We start from the raw sequence: 15,712 nt of genomic DNA, 5'->3' as shown, positions 1-15,712 counted from the left end.
AAGATGAAAAGTCGGCACCGGAAAACTTCCTCAACTTGTGATCCTCACATCAATCGGGCATTTGTGCGGCGCATGTATTCGAGGGCATGGCTGCCCAACGTCGGGATAGGGATAAAATGGTCGTTTCGCTCTCACGTCGCGGCAATGTCGAGCCGTTCCACGCCATGGATGTGCTGGCCGAAGCAAACAGGCTGAGGGCTCAAGGTGTGCCGGTGATTTCCATGGCGGTCGGCCAGCCCTCCGATCCGGCGCCCGCACGGGTTCGCGCCGCCGCGGCCAAGGCCTTGGAGCACGGCCGCATAGGCTACACCGACTCGCTGGGTCTGGCCGGTCTGCGCAAGGCGATCGCGGAGCATTACGCGGATCACTATCGGCTCGAAATCGAACCCGGCCGGATCGCGGTGACCACGGGATCGTCGGCGGCCTTCAATCTCGCCTTCCTGGCAATGTTCGACCCGGGCGACCGCGTCGCCATCGCGGCACCCGGTTACCCCGCCTATCGCAACATCATGGCGGCGCTCGGTATCGATGTGGTCGAGATCGAGCTCGGCGATGCGGCCTATCTGCATGCCGGTCATCTGGAGGCCGCGCACAGCGAGAAGCCGCTGAAGGGCGTCCTGTTTGCGAGCCCGGCCAACCCGACCGGCGCGGTCATACCGGCCGACGAACTGTCGGCGCTGGTCAATACAGCGGAGACATTGGGCATCGCTGTCATTTCCGACGAGATCTACCACCGGTTGGCCTATGGCGCCCCGGACACCACGGCACTGGCCTTCGGCAACAGCGTGACGGTGATCAATTCGTTCTCGAAATACTATTGCATGACCGGCTGGCGCATCGGCTGGATGGTGTTGCCGGAGGAGCTGGTGCGGCCGGTCGAGCGCATCGCCCAGAGCCTCTACATCTCGCCGCCGGAATTGTCGCAGATTGCCGCGATCGAAGCCTTTGCCGCGACCGAAGAGCTGGAAGCGGTCAAGGCGCGGTACGCCTGGAATCGCGAGCTTCTGATGAAGCGTCTGCCGGAACTCGGCTTTCCGCTGGCCGCGCCCATGGATGGCGCTTTCTATGCCTTTTGCGATGTCACCCGGCACACCAATGACAGCATGGCCTTTGCGCGCAAGATGCTGGCCGAGGCGCATGTGGCGGCGACGCCCGGCCGCGACTTCGACACCCAGGCGGGTCATCGCACGATGCGGTTTTCCTATGCCGGCAGCCACGGCGACATGGTCGAGGCGATGGCGCGCATCGAACGCTGGTTGAGGTAGCACCCATGCCGGAACTCGAACAGGCCCCCAAACTTGATCAGGCATTGGCCGAAGTCGCCGCCGAAATGGACGAGCGGACCGATCGCGGCGATGTCGCGACCTACATTCCCCAACTGGGCAAGGTCGATCCAAGGAAATTCGGCATCGCAGCCGTCACCAATGACGGTCGCGTGCTGGTGGCGGGCGATGCCGACCAGCCCTTCTCCATCCAGAGCATCTCGAAGGTCTTCACCTTGACGCTGGCGCTCGGCAATGCCGGTGACGCGCTGTGGAAACGGGTAGGGCGCGAGCCGTCGGGCAATCCGTTCAACTCGATCGTCCAGCTCGAGCATGAGAACGGCATTCCGCGCAATCCGTTCATCAATGCCGGCGCCATCGTCATTTCCGACATCCTGCTTGCCGGCCACCAGCCGCGCGAGGCGATCGGCGAGATCCTGCGCTTCATCCAGTTTCTCGCCGACGATGAGACCATCATCATCGACCGCGAGGTCGCCGCGTCCGAACGCGCCACCGGCTATCGCAACTTCGCGCTCGCCAACTACATGAAATCCTTCGGCAATCTTCATCATGCGCCGGAACTGGCGCTCGGCGTCTATTTCCACCATTGCGCCATCGCCATGAGTTGCCGGCAACTGGCGATGGCCGGCCGCTTCCTCGCCAATGGCGGCAAGAATCCAGCGACCGGGCATACTGTGGTGTCTGCCGAGCGGGCGCGGCGCATCGGCGCCATGATGCTGACCTGCGGCCACTATGACGGCTCCGGCGATTTCGCCTTCCGTGTCGGCATTCCGGGAAAAAGCGGCGTCGGTGGCGGCATATTGGGCATCGTGCCGGGGGTAGCGTCGCTTGCCGTCTGGTCGCCCGGTCTCAACGCCAACGGCAATTCCAAGCTGGGTTCGATCGCGCTGGAAAAGCTGGCCAGGATGATGAACTGGTCGATCTTCGCGCCATAGCGTTTTTCATTGGGTTGGAACGTCAGATATGAAAAATCCCGCACCGTCTTTCGGTCGGCGCGGGATTTTTTATCAAAAAATCACTTCAACCAATTGAAAAGCTTAGAAAAAGCCCTTCCGCTGCCACCAGCCGGCACGCTTCGGCTTTTCTTCGGCCTTGGCCTCCGGCTCACTGGCGACGGTTGAGGAAACCACCGGCACAACCGGTGCATCGATGGCCGCCGGCTTGCGTCGGGACGGTCGAGCCTTTGCAGGCTCTTCCGCGACGGCCGCGACCACTGTTTCCTCGGCAACAGCCACCGGAGCCTCAACCGGCGTTTCCGCGGCCGCTTCGACGCCAGTCGTTTCGGCGACGGCCTCGGCGGCTGCCTTCTTCGGCTTGGCTGCGCGACGCGGCTTCTTGGGCTTTTCGGTGCTCGCCACCTCTTCGCTCACCGCAGCCACTGGCTCTTCCGCCGCAGCAACAGCCACCGGCTCGATCGACGCAGGCTCGCTTTCGGAAGCATCAGCCTCGGAAGCCTCGGTCGTTTCGCCGGCACTTGCCTCGGTCTCGCCTTCGCCGTCTTCACGGCGGTTGCGCTTGCCGCCGCGCTTGCCGCGCCGGCGCTTCTTGCCCTGGCTGTCATCCGAAGCCTGCGCCGCCTCGTCAGAGGCGCTGGCAGCGATCGGAGTGGCGTCGTCGGCTTCGCCGTCGTCATCGTCCGCCGCGTTCGCCGATTCGGCGAAATCGCCTGCCGGAGCGGAGACGGATGAGCCGTCCACCGGGGCGCCATGCTCGCGATCGCGGTCCCTGCCGCCGCGACGTCTGCGACGCTTGCGGCGCTTGCGGTCGCGGCCTTCGCCGTCCTCGCCAGCGGCAGGCCGCGGCTGCTGGTTTTGCTGCGGCTGCTGGCGCGGCTGTTCGGCCTGGACCGATACCTCTTCGTCTTCCTCGACGACGACAATCTCGTCCTCGGGCTCTTCCGGCTCGACATAGGCCGGGAAACTGCGCGCCTCGACAAAGCCTTCCGGCTTTTCGGCCAGAGCGCCGCGGAAGATCGCATAGTGCTGCGCGCCAACCGTATCGTCGGCCTCTATGGTGATGGTCAGGCCGAAGCGGCTTTCGAGTTCCACCAGTGTGCCGCGCTTGTGGTTGAGCACGTAGAGCGCGGTCGCCGCCGGCGTCCGCACCGTGATGTGGCTGCGCGAATCCTTGAGCAGGAATTCCTCGATCGCCCGCACCACCATCAGCGCGACCGACGAGTCGGAGCGCACATGGCCGGTGCCGCCGCAATGCGGGCAGGGCTTCATGGTCGATTCCAGCACGCTGGCGCGGATGCGCTGGCGTGACATCTCCATCAGGCCGAAATGCGAGATGCGGCCGACCTGGATACGGGCACGATCGTTCTTGAGGTGATCCTTCAGCCGCTTCTCGACGGAGCGGTTGTTGCGGTTCTCCTCCATGTCGATGAAGTCGATGACGATCAGGCCAGCCAGATCGCGCAGCCTGAGCTGACGCGCGACTTCCTCTGCCGCTTCCAGATTTGTGTGGAGTGCCGTATCCTCGATCGAGTGCTCCTTGGTGGAGCGACCCGAATTGACGTCGATGGCGACCAGCGCCTCGGTCTGGTTGATGATGATGTAGCCGCCGCTCTTCAGCGTCACTTGCGGCTGCAGCATGCGGTCGAGCTGCGCCTCGATGCCGTTGCGCACGAAAATCGGCGTCGTGTCGCGGAACGGCTGAACCACCTTGGCGTGGCTCGGCATCAGCATGCGCATGAAGTCCTTGGCCTCGCGGTAGCCCTCTTCGCCGGAGACGAGAATCTCGTCGATATCCTTGTTGTAGAGGTCGCGCACCGAACGCTTGATCAGGCTGCCTTCCTCGTAGACGAGGGCAGGGGCGGTGGACTGGAGCGTGAGATTGCGCACGTTCTCCCAGAGCCGCATCAGATATTCGTAATCGCGCTTGATCTCGGCCTTGGTGCGGCTCTCGCCGGCGGTGCGCAGGATAACGCCCATGCCCTGCGGCACTTCGAGATCGGCGACGACCTCCTTCAGGCGCTTGCGGTCGACCGCGCTGGTGATCTTGCGCGAAATGCCGCCGCCGCGCGCCGTGTTCGGCATCAGGACGGAATAACGGCCGGCAAGCGACAGGTAGGTGGTGAGTGCGGCGCCCTTGTTGCCGCGCTCTTCCTTGACGACCTGCACCAGCAGGATCTGCCGGCGCTTGATCACTTCCTGGATCTTGTACTGGCGGCGCACCGGCTTGCGGCGGTTGCGCACTTCTTCGAGCGCATCCTCGGCGCCGACCGATTCGATCTCGTGGTCATCGGGATGCGAGGACTGTACTTCCTCCAGCATACCGCGGTCATTGTCGCCGGACGTTGCTTCAGTGCCCTGTTCCGTCTGCGAGACGGGTTCGGAAATCACATCGCCTTCGACCGCGGCGGCGATCGATGTCGGGCCACCCTCGCGGGTTTCGGTTTCGTCCTGTTCGGCGGAACCTTCATCATGGCCGGATGCATCGGCATGCTCTGATGTATCGGCTGCGTGTTCGATGATCTCGGAGGTGTGGGAGATCTCCTCGACAACGATGTCGCCATTGTCGCTACCTTCGCCTGCCTCGCCGGAGCCTTCGCCTGCCTCGCCCGCATCGCGCTTGTGCTCACCGCGGTCGCGGCTCTTGCCGCCGCGCCGACGTCCGCGCCGGCCGCGATCGCGGCTCTGGCGATCATCGCCGTCGCCATCCTCGTCCTCTTCGTCTTCGGCCTCCTGCGCTTCGGCGCGCAGCAGGGCCTGACGGTCGGCGACCGGGATCTGGTAGTAGTCGGGGTGTATTTCACTGAAGGCGAGAAAACCGTGACGGTTGCCGCCATATTCGACAAAGGCTGCCTGAAGGGACGGTTCGACGCGCGTTACGCGAGCGAGATAGATATTTCCTTTGAGCTGCTTCTTGTCCTGGGATTCAAAGTCGAATTCTTCGATACGGTTACCGCGTACGACGACAACGCGTGTTTCCTCCGGGTGGGAGGCGTCTATCAGCATTTTGTTGGGCATTATTTCGTTTCCTCCCGGCAGCCGTCAGCCGCAGCTTGCAAGGCAAAGCCCGCTGCTGCGTGTCTGGAGTGTGGGTGCCGGATGTCTGAATGTCCGCCGGACGGTGCCTGCGCGTCATGGCGGTGCCGCCCGCAGCCATACTGGCGCGGTTTGATGCGGACCTTTCCATGATTGCGCTTGAAGCCATCGTCACCAGCAGAACCTTTTGAACCAAAGCCCGGAAACCGGACCAGCTTGTTTGCTCATACAGAGCCGGCACGGGAACAAACCCGGCCGTTTTCCTCACGCAGGTGATTCCCCCGCCACGGGAGCACACCTGCGAAATTCGTCGCAATCACCTGAACCCTTTTCGCGTGAAGCGAAAGGAGCCGCCTTTTCATCTGACCCTGTAGCAGGAAGCTGCGGAGGAGGGCGGTTCCAGGATTGCAGTGATCCACTATCGCTTTTATGATTTGACGGGGTGGAAGGCAACCCCGATTTCCGATGCCGGCAAAAAGCGGTTCCGTAGCGTAAGCCTGGGTTCCAAACCTTGCATGAAAAGGCTTGGTTAACCTTCTCTGGATACCAATCGTTAATCGAGTTCGCGGCCTAACCGGCACTTCGACGAAACGAGAGGGCGCCTGGCGCCAAACCGGGAGCGACTGGAAGAGAGATGGGACTGGCAGACTTCACAGACAAGGGATGTCGTGTCGGCGGCCGGATTCTAGGCGCTTTATGCCTTCTGCTGCTGGTGGCGATTTCTCAGGCCTTTTCCTCTGTTGCCAATGCCGCCGACGCGCCACTGGTGGCGAAAGGCTACAAGATGGCGGGCGATGCCACCAAGATGCGCATCGTCGTGGGTTTCGATCGCGAACCGGATATCAAATGGTTCTTGCTGCGCGGACCCAATCGTCTGGTCATCGACCTGGCGAATACCAGGCTGGCTATCGACGCCAAGGATTTGAAGCCGCGCGGCCTGGTCAGGGGTGTGCGCCTTGGCGCACTCGGCGAGGGCGTTTCGCGGCTGATCCTGACCGGCAAGGGACCGTTCGCCGTCGACAAGCTGGATGTGCTCAAGAATGAGGACGGCACCGGCTACCGCATTGCCATCGACATGTCGGCCGCCTCGGAACGGGAGTTCGACGCGGCGCTGGCCAACCAGGCGCTGACCACCGGCTCGACGGTGTCGACCGACAAGGGCGGGCGGGTTGGCACCGGGCCGGTCTCCAATCCCGGCCACCGCTTCACCGTCGTCATCGATCCCGGCCATGGCGGCGTCGATGGCGGCGCCGAGGGCCTGAACGGCACCATCGAGAAGAACGTCACGCTGGCCTTCGCCACGGAGCTGCGCGACAAGCTCGCGGCTATCGGCAAATACGATGTCTTCATGACGCGCGACACCGACGAATATCTGCGCCTGGACGACCGCGTGCGCATTGCCCGCCAGCACGAAGCCGACCTGCTGATTTCGATCCATGCCGACACAATCAGCGTCAAGGGCATCCGCGGCGCCACTGTCTACACCGTTTCCGACAAGGCGTCGGATCCCGAGGCGCAGGCGCTTGCCGACCGCGAGAATCTCTCCGACCAGTTCGCCGGCATGGTCATCAAGGACGATAACAAGGAAGTGACCGACATCCTGATCGACCTGATCCGCCGCGAGACGCACACCTTCTCGATGAGTTTCGCCCACACGCTGGTCGGCCAGCTGTCGACCAGCGTCGGCCTCATCAACAATCCGCAGCGTTCCGCCGGATTCAAGGTGCTGAAGGCACCAGACGTGCCATCCGTGCTGGTCGAACTCGGTTATCTCTCGAATGCCAAGGACGAGGCGCAACTGCTCGACGCCGAATGGCGCGGCAAGGCCGCACAAAGCATCACCAACGCCGTCGCGCTGTTCGCTTCCGCCCGGGTCGGACCAGGAACCGGAGGCTGACATGCCTGGCGGCGCCTGCAACCGGAGGCAGCGTTGCCGGATGACAACACCCCAGTGCCTTTATTTCAGGCGCGCGGTCACGAAATCAGGCCTTGCCGTATTTTGTCCACATGGTGGCGACATGGGTTTTCGATTACGGATTGGGACCGGTTCGAAAGCTTGCGTGGAAGGCGGCTTCGTTTAGGAAATTCCCGAACCAAGGACTGGAGCGGGTATGATTCGTCTCATTGGCTATTTCTTCGGCATCGGCACGACGCTGGCCCTTCTGGCTGCGGCGGGCGTTGCGCTTTACATCGGCCATGTAGCAAAGGATCTGCCTGACTACGAAGTGCTGGCCAAGTACGAGCCGCCGGTGACCACCCGCATCCATGCCTCGGATGGCTCTCTGATGGCGGAGTATGCGCGCGAACGGCGCCTGTATTTGCCGATCCAGGCCATTCCGGACCGCGTCAAGGCCGCTTTTCTGTCCGCCGAGGACAAGAATTTCTACAGCCATCCCGGTGTCGACATAACGGGCTTGGGCCGGGCGGTGCTCACTTACGTTTCGGGTGGACCGATGCAGGGTGGTTCGACGATCACCCAGCAGGTTGCCAAGAACTTCCTTCTCACCAACGAGCGCTCCCTGGAACGCAAGGTCAAGGAAGCCATCCTTTCGTTCCGCATCGAACAGGCCTATTCCAAGGATCGCATCCTTGAGCTCTATCTCAATGAGATTTTCTTTGGCTTCAACGCCTATGGTGTCGCCGGCGCGGCACTGACCTATTTCGACAAATCGGTGAACGAACTGACCGTGGCCGAGGCCGCTTATCTGGCTTCGCTGCCGAAAGGTCCGGCCAACTACAATCCCTTCAAGCATGCCGATCGCGCGATCGAGCGGCGCAACTGGGTCATCGGCCAGATGGTCGAGAACGGTTACGTGACCCCCGAAGAGGGTGCGAAGGCGAAGGCCGAGCCGCTTGGTGTCGCCCCACGCCGCACCGGCTCCTATTTGTTCGCGGGCGAGTATTTCACCGAAGAGGTTCGTCGCCAGATCATCGCCCGCTATGGCGAGAATGCGCTCTATGAGGGCGGCCTTTCCATTCGCACCACCCTTGACCCGAAGGTTCAGCTTATCGCCCGCAAGGCGATGCAGAACGGTTTGATGAAATACGACACGCTGCGTGGCTATCGCGGACCGGTGACGTCGATTGACGTGTCCGGCGACTGGGGAGCTCCACTGGGCGCCGTCAAGGGACTGGAAGACGTTCCCGAATGGTCGCTGGCCGTCGTGCTCGACTCCTCGGCCTCAGGCCTCTCGATTGGCCTTCAGCCCGCACGCCAGGCGTCGGGCGAGATCGTCAAGGAACGTGTCGAAGGCACCGTCAGCAAGGACGACATGGGTTTCGCCATGCGCCATCTGGTCGATGGCAAGACGGTCAAGGCCAAGTCGCCGGCCGACGTGCTGAAGCCGGGCGACGTCATCTTCGTGCAGAAGAACGAAGGTTCCGACAATACCTACAGCCTGCGTCAGGTTCCCGAGGTGGAAGGTGGCCTGATCGCGATGGATCCGCACACAGGCCGCGTGCTGGCCATGGTCGGCGGCTTCTCCTATTCGCAGTCGGAATTCAACCGCGCCACCCAGGCGATGCGCCAGCCCGGCTCCTCGTTCAAGCCGATCGTCTATTCGGCCGCGCTCGACAATGGCTATACGCCGGCCTCGGTGATCATGGATGGACCTATCACCATCCAGAGCGGCAACACGACCTGGACGCCGAAGAACTATGACGGCACCGTCGCCGGGCCGGCAACGCTACGCTCCGGCATCGAGAAGTCGCGCAACCTGATGACGGTGCGGCTTGCCAACGACATGGGCATGAAGCTGGTCGTCGAATATGCCGAGCGCTTCGGCGTCTACGATCATCTGGCGCCGTATCTGCCGATGGCGCTGGGCTCCGGCGAGACAACCGTCATGCGCATGGTTTCGGCCTATTCGATCATGGCCAATGGCGGCAAATCGATCAAACCATCGCTGATCGACCGCATCCAGGATCGCTACGGCAAGACCGTGTTCAAGCAGGATGAGCGCGGCTGCGAAGGCTGCAACGCGCCTGAATGGAAGAACCAGCCGGAGCCGGAACTGGTCGACAATTCCGAGCAGGTGCTCGATCCGATGACCGCCTACCAGATCACCTCGATGATGGAAGGCGTGGTGCAACGCGGTACCGGCGCCACCATCGGTGAGCTCGGACGCCACATCGCCGGTAAGACCGGCACCACCAACGACGAGAAGGACGCCTGGTTCATCGGCTACACGCCGAACCTCGTGGTCGGTCTCTATATGGGCTATGACACGCCGCGCGGCCTTGGCCATGGCGCCACCGGCGGCGGTCTTGCCGCCCCGATCTTCAAGGATTTCATGCGTGTGGCGCTGGACGGCACGCCCAATGTCGACTTCAAGGTTCCCGACGGCATGAACCTGGTCGCCATCAATCGCAAGACCGGCATGCGTGCCGCGTCGGGCGATCCGGGCACCATCATCGAGGCCTTCAAGCCGGGCACTGGTCCCGCCGACAGCTACTGGGTGATCGGCATGGGCGCCGACGGCTCCAACGCGTCGGGCGGCCCACTGTCGCCGCAGGCCAACCAGGCCATCCAGGACGGCGGCGGCGGCCTCTACTGAGCGGTCCAATGCCGACTGCTGGGCTGGCCTCTGAGCCGGCCCATTTCGCTTTACACATGGCGGCGCCGTCCCTATGTATCGCGCCGACCGAAGTGTCACTTCAGCAACAGGACAAAATACCAGGCCATGCGCGCGGAAACGCAGAATATTGTCGACGAGATCAGGCAGGCGATAACCCTGCTGAGGAGGCATCTTTGACTGGGATCAGGCCATAAAGCGGCTTGAATACCTGAATGTCCGTGCCGAGGACGCCAGCCTCTGGAACGAACCGCTGGAAGCGCAGAAGCTGATGCGCGAACGCCAGGGCCTCGAGGAAGGCATCGCGTCGGTCAAGGGCCTGACACAAGCGCTGGAAGACAATATCGGCCTGATCGAGCTCGGCGAGGAAGAGGGCGACGAGGGCGTCATCGCCGAGGCTGAGGCGGCGATCCGCTCCATGCAGGGCGAAGCGAAGGCCCGCCAGGTCGAAACGTTGCTATCGGGCGAGGCTGACGCCAACGATACCTATCTCGAAGTCCACGCGGGCGCCGGCGGTACCGAAAGCCAGGATTGGGCCTCGATGCTTTTGCGCATGTACACGCGCTGGGCCGAGCGCCGCCGCTTCAAGGTCGAGGTGCTGGAAGTTCATGATGGCGAAGAAGCAGGCATCAAGTCCGCCACGCTGCTGATCAAGGGTCACAATGCCTATGGCTGGCTCAAGACCGAATCCGGCGTTCACCGACTGGTGCGTATTTCGCCTTATGACAGCAATGCGCGCCGCCATACGTCCTTCTCCAGCATCTGGGTCTACCCTGTCGTCGACGACAGGATCGAGATCGATGTTTCAGAATCCGATGTCCGCATCGACACATATCGCTCGTCCGGTTCGGGCGGCCAGCATGTCAACACCACCGATTCGGCCGTGCGCATCACCCATATCGCCACGGGCATCGCTGTCGCATGCCAGGCCGAGCGTTCGCAGCACAAGAACAAGGCCAAGGCCTGGGAGATGCTGCGCTCGCGTCTCTATGAGGAAGAGCTGAAGAAGCGTGAGGCCGTCGCCAACGCCACCGAAGCCTCGAAGAGCGACATCGGCTGGGGTCACCAAATCCGTTCCTACGTGCTGCAGCCCTATCAGCTGGTGAAAGACCTTCGCACCGGCGTCGAAAGCACCAGCCCGTCGAGCGTGCTCGATGGCGACCTCGACGATTTCATGGAGGCCTCGCTGTCGCAGCGCATCGAGGGCGGCGCGGGTGAGGCCGTGGCGGATCTGGACTAGCGCCGTCCGCCACCAAACCCGGGATTGTGGCCGCTCGCACAGGACGAAGCGTGCCATCACCGACGACGGCTGCCGGAGTTGTTAGATCACCTGGTTGCTGCCTTGGGCGGTCGAGCAACAGGGTGCAGGCCGGCCCCGCAGCAATTTCTTGCGCCGACTCACATTTCGGCTCACCATCGGAGGCAGGAGGAGACAAAAGCATTTATGGCCGGTCGCGGCATATCTGCTGACGATCTAGCCGCTGGGAAGACACGTTCCGGGAACGGGCAAGCGAAACGCTTGAACCTCGTTTGAAAGGAACGTTCCCATGTCTGCTGCCAGTTCCAGATCGGCCATTGCCGTTCCATCGGTGGGCCAGCTTGTCATTCCCCTTTGCGCGGTGATCGCGCTGCTGTCGGCGCCGGCCTTGGCGCATGACGCCAAGCCGACCGCGGCCAAGCCGCAAGGCTGGAGTTATCCGTTTGCCTGCTGCGCGAACTACGACTGCCACGAGGTGTCGCAGACATCGATCAGCGAGCGCCCGGAAGGCTATGTCATCAAGGACACTGGGGAGGTGGTGGCGTACAGCGACAGACGGGTCAAGGATTCGCCCGACGGAGAATTCCATTGGTGCGCGCATCAAGCCGGGCTCGATGCCGGAAAGACCATCTGCCTGTTCGTGCCGCCATCGTCCTACTAGGGTGCGGCCGGTTGTTCAGGCGTAGAGCCTGCTGACGGGCAGTTGTCAGGATCGCTTCTTTATGGTGCCCTGCCGCATGGGCGGCGGACAATGGAGAGGTGATGTTGATGACCATCAAGGCAAGCTGCCACTGCAAGGCGACGACATTCGAGGTTTCAGAGGCACCGCGGACGGTGACGCAATGCACCTGTTCGTTCTGCTCGAAACGCGGCTCGCTCTGGGCCTATTACATCCCGTCACAATTCAAGCTCACCAGCCCGCTGGAAAACGTTTCTGTCTATGAGTGGGGCTCGAAAACCGTAAAACACGGTTTTTGCGCCACTTGCGGCTGCGGCACCTTCACGCAAACACCGGATTGGTCGACCGGCAAGCCGGATTTCGACAATCCCAAGATCAGCGTCAATTCGCGGCTCTTCGACGATTTCGATCTCGACAAGGTTGAAGTGGTGGTCATCGACGGCAAGAATCTCTGGTAGCCGGCCAAGGCGATCGTCACGTAACGGACCCCGGGAAAAGCCGTCGCGGGTATCTTTCCCGTTCCGCTTTTCGCCGCAATTCATGGTACAAGTCGAGGCAAGGGCTGATTTGGCGCCGTCGGAAAAGGCGCGACTTGGAGAGGGACCATAAATGAAGAAGACCGTGCTCGTCGTCGTGGCGACGGCTTTGCTCGTGAGCGCCTGCACCACCACCGACCCCTATACGGGCGACCAGAAGATTTCCAACACCGCCGCGGGCGCCGGTCTTGGTGCCCTGGCAGGTGCCAGCCTTGGCCTGCTTGCCGGCGGCAATGACCGCCGCAACGCGCTGATCGGCGCCGGCATCGGTGCACTGGCCGGCGGCGCCATCGGCGCCACCATGGACCAGAACGAAGCTGAACTGCGCCGGCAGCTTGAGGGCACTGGCGTCAGCGTCACCCGCAGTGGCGACCAGATCATCCTCAACATGCCGTCGGACATCACCTTCAATGTCGATCAGGATGCGGTGAAGCCCGGCTTCTATCCGGTGCTGAACTCGGTCGCGCTGGTGCTGAAGAAATTCAAGCAGACCACGGTCGACGTGTTTGGTCATACCGATTCGACCGGCGGCGAACAGCACAATTTCGATCTGTCGCAGCGCCGCGCGCTGGCGGTCGCCAACTACCTGTCCGGTCAGGGCGTGGATCAGCGCCGCTTCGCCGTCACCGGCTTCGGCAAGACGCGGCCGATCGCATCCAATGCGACGGCCGCCGGCCGCGAGCAGAACCGCCGCGTCGAAATCCAGCTGTCACCGCTCACCTGAGTGGTATCGACCTGCAACGAAACGGCCCCGCAAGGGGCCGTTTTTATTTGAGGAACGTCGACGCTCTTCAGGTACGGCGCAAGAGAATTAGCTAGTTCTAATTGGCGACTTTCCCGCAGTCATGGAAAGGAATAGCATCGTCCCGTTCCAGAGGGGATGAGGCGGTACAACTGGCCGCGCAATCAGCATTTTTCCGCCTCGGTCTTGCACGGCCAGATCAGAAAGTCTGGGAGGAATGCATGACAAGAACAGGCCTTGGGCGCTGCGGCGCCCTCGTTTTGACCGGTGTTGTAGGCGCATGGTTGGGGGTCGGTACGGCTTGGGCCGAGGACGCCAACAAGGCCGACATCGATGCGTTGAAAAAGTCGCTCGCCAAATATGAGGACTACACTGCCGCCGTTCGCGACCTCTATCTGTCGACCGTCGGCTGCGTCTACTACAGCGGCGAAAAGATAGCGGGCTCCATGGAATACCCGAAAGGCGCCATGGGCATCCATTTCGTCAACGTCCCAAGCGTCGGCCAGAAACTCGACCCGATGAAGCCCAACGTGCTGATCTACGAGCCGACCAAGAAAGGCCTGAAGTTGGTCGGCGTGGAATGGCTTGTGCCACTGACCCCGGACGTCAAAGCGCCACCGAAGCTGTTTGGCCAGACCTTCATGGGTCCGATGGAAGGGCACTATCCGCTTATTCCGAGGGAGTTCGTCCACTACGATCTTCACGCCTGGCTGTTCAGGGACAATCCGAACGGCATGTTCAGCCCGACGAACCCGAACGTGAAATGCACCAAGGCCGAGTTTCCGATGCTGGAGAAACCGACCAAGATGATGCCCGGGCCGATGTAACGGCCGAGCCTGGCTAGACACTTACTGCGAAGGCAAGCCGGATCGCTGGCTTGCCTTCCAAAGCGGACGGAGATCAGACCTTGGCGACGATGCGCATGAAGGCCGGCATGTCGTCGCCAAAGCCAACGGTGGTGTCGTTGTCTTCCTGGTGGCGGTGACGGGCAGGGCGGTTGCTGTCGCGCTGCGGCCTGGTATCGCCCCGTTCCGGTGCGCGCTGTTCGTTGCGATCGGAGGATTTGCGTTCGGTGTTGTCCGAACGGATCGCCTCCTTGCGCGCACGCCGTTCACCAATGTCGGCGACGGGCGTCTCAGCCACACCGGGGTGTTCCTGCTGTGCGACCACCGGCGAGGCATCTTCCTCGCTGTGTTTGGCGCGACGTTCGCCGCCCTTCTTGCGCTCGCCCCTGTCCTTGCGATCGTCGTCCTTGCGACCGGCGCGGCGCGGCGCGCCTTTGCCACGGCGCGGAGCATCGTCCTCGCCGCCTTCGCTGGCCACGACCGTCGACAGGTCGCCGTCATGCCACTCGATCTTGTTGCCGATCAGCCGTTCGATGGCGTCGATGTATTTGGTGTCCGACTTCGTCGCGATGGTGAACGACTTGCCGGAGCGCCCGGCGCGGCCGGTGCGGCCGATGCGGTGGACATAGTCCTCGGCATGGATCGGCACGTCATAGTTGAAGACGTGGCTGACATCGGGGATGTCGAGGCCGCGTGCGGCGACGTCCGAAGCCACGAGATAGCGAAGCTTGCCGTCACGGAAATTGGCCAACATTTGCATGCGGGCGCGCTGGTCCATGTCTCCGTGCAGGGCGCCGGCATCGAAATCATACTTCAGCAGCGAGCGGAACAGCTCCGATACCTCGACCTTGCGGTTGCAGAAGATGATGGCGTTCTTCAACTCCGCGTCTTCGGCCTTGATCAGGTTGCGCAACGTTTCGCGCTTGTCCCAGGGCTTCGATCCGGATTTGACCAGCCGCTGGGTAATGTTGGTTGCGGCGGACGCAGCCTTCGAAACCTCGACGCGCACGGGCGCGTGCAGGAATTTTTCCGTCAGCTTGGTGATTTCCGGCGGCATGGTCGCCGAGAAGAACAGCGTCTGCCGGGTGAACGGGATCATTTCGCAGATGCGCTCGATATCGGGAATGAAGCCCATGTCGAGCATCCGGTCGGCTTCGTCGATGACGAGTATCTCGACGCCGTTAAGCAGCAACTTGCCGCGTTCGCGGTGGTCGAGCAGACGACCTGGCGTCGCGATCAGCACATCGGCGCCGCGCTCCAGCTTCTTGTCTTGCTCGTCGAACGACACGCCGCCGATCAAAAGCGCGATGTTGAGCTTGTGGTTCTTGCCGTATCTGATGAAATTCTCTTCGACCTGTGCGGCGAGTTCGCGCGTCGGCTCCAGGATCAGCGTGCGCGGCATGCGGGCGCGTGCCCGGCCCTTTTCGAGGCGGGTCAGCATCGGTAGCACAAAGGAAGCCGTCTTGCCGGTGCCGGTCTGGGCGATGCCCAGAATATCCTTGCCGAGCAAGGCGTGCGGGATGGCACCAGCCTGGATCGGCGTCGGCTGGGTGTAGCCGGCATCGGTGACTGCGGAAAGGACCTTCGGCGACAGGCCGAGGTCTGCGAAGGTCAACGCTTCTTGAGCGGTCGTGGTGTCTGAGGACAAGTGTTGTTGTCTTTGGCTGGTTCGGGGAAGCGCAACGGCGTCTGTCGCGGCAAGCGCCACGCGCCTGCAAGATTGGTATTGCGATTAGGCGCAAGTCCGCGATTTGTCAACAGAAACGGGCGGGATTGGCACGATTGTGAAGTTGTAACCTTAATCGC

11 protein-coding genes are annotated in these 15,712 nt (G+C 62.3%); 9 read left to right on the top strand and 2 right to left on the bottom strand.

Features of this window, described 5'->3' with window-relative positions:
- Positions 1–116 precede the first annotated feature (116 nt).
- Positions 117–1,265, top strand: coding sequence for a pyridoxal phosphate-dependent aminotransferase (locus AC56QX_RS24990; RefSeq protein WP_497111168.1), 1,149 nt, complete (start codon positions 117–119; stop codon positions 1,263–1,265).
- A 5-nt stretch (positions 1,266–1,270) separates the two neighbouring features.
- Positions 1,271–2,218: a glutaminase gene (locus tag AC56QX_RS24985; protein ID WP_497111167.1), complete on the top strand. Its 948-nt coding sequence runs from the start codon at positions 1,271–1,273 to the stop codon at positions 2,216–2,218.
- A gap of 102 nt (positions 2,219–2,320) precedes the next feature.
- Here AC56QX_RS24985 and AC56QX_RS24980 read toward each other — a convergent pair whose 3' ends face one another.
- On the bottom strand, positions 2,321–5,254 hold the full coding sequence (locus AC56QX_RS24980) for an Rne/Rng family ribonuclease (protein ID WP_497111166.1): 2,934 nt from the start codon (positions 5,252–5,254) through the stop codon (positions 2,321–2,323).
- Between the two features lie 652 nt (positions 5,255–5,906).
- Here AC56QX_RS24980 and AC56QX_RS24975 point away from each other — a divergent pair.
- The 7 genes from AC56QX_RS24975 (at position 5,907) to AC56QX_RS24945 (ending at position 13,888) form a co-directional block, all read left to right on the top strand.
- Complete coding sequence (locus AC56QX_RS24975; RefSeq protein ID WP_497111165.1) at positions 5,907–7,169, top strand: N-acetylmuramoyl-L-alanine amidase; 1,263 nt, start codon at positions 5,907–5,909, stop codon at positions 7,167–7,169.
- A gap of 214 nt (positions 7,170–7,383) precedes the next feature.
- Positions 7,384–9,828, top strand: coding sequence for a penicillin-binding protein 1A (locus tag AC56QX_RS24970; RefSeq protein ID WP_497111164.1), 2,445 nt, complete (start codon positions 7,384–7,386; stop codon positions 9,826–9,828).
- 126 nt (positions 9,829–9,954) lie between these two features.
- Positions 9,955–11,086, top strand: a protein-coding gene (prfB, locus tag AC56QX_RS24965) for a peptide chain release factor 2 (RefSeq protein WP_497111162.1) whose coding sequence is annotated in 2 segments (ribosomal slippage) — positions 9,955–10,020 and positions 10,022–11,086 — 1,131 coding nt in all. Because the reading frame shifts where the segments join, the coding sequence is not laid out codon by codon here.
- 307 nt (positions 11,087–11,393) lie between these two features.
- Entirely contained in the window at positions 11,394–11,765 is a 372-nt protein-coding gene (locus tag AC56QX_RS24960; RefSeq protein WP_497111161.1) for a hypothetical protein, read from the top strand.
- 107 nt (positions 11,766–11,872) lie between these two features.
- Complete coding sequence (locus AC56QX_RS24955; protein ID WP_497111160.1) at positions 11,873–12,241, top strand: GFA family protein; 369 nt, start codon at positions 11,873–11,875, stop codon at positions 12,239–12,241.
- Positions 12,242–12,392: 151 nt separating this feature from the next.
- Positions 12,393–13,043, top strand: a complete 651-nt coding sequence (locus tag AC56QX_RS24950; protein ID WP_172229213.1) for a YiaD family glycine zipper/OmpA-like lipoprotein — start codon at positions 12,393–12,395, stop codon at positions 13,041–13,043.
- A gap of 239 nt (positions 13,044–13,282) precedes the next feature.
- Positions 13,283–13,888 (top strand): hypothetical protein, encoded by a 606-nt coding sequence (locus tag AC56QX_RS24945; RefSeq protein ID WP_497111159.1) that lies wholly within the window; start codon positions 13,283–13,285, stop codon positions 13,886–13,888.
- A gap of 73 nt (positions 13,889–13,961) precedes the next feature.
- Here AC56QX_RS24945 and AC56QX_RS24940 read toward each other — a convergent pair whose 3' ends face one another.
- Positions 13,962–15,554 carry a DEAD/DEAH box helicase gene (locus tag AC56QX_RS24940; protein WP_497111158.1) on the bottom strand — a complete coding sequence of 531 codons (1,593 nt, stop codon included), beginning with the start codon at positions 15,552–15,554 and terminating at the stop codon, positions 13,962–13,964.
- Between the last annotated feature and the right edge of the window lie 158 nt (positions 15,555–15,712).

Source organism: Mesorhizobium sp. RCAM 06353, from assembly GCF_059683585.1.
The sequence above is the reverse complement of the archived record's forward strand: the minus strand, read 5'-3'. Positions and strand labels throughout refer to the sequence as shown.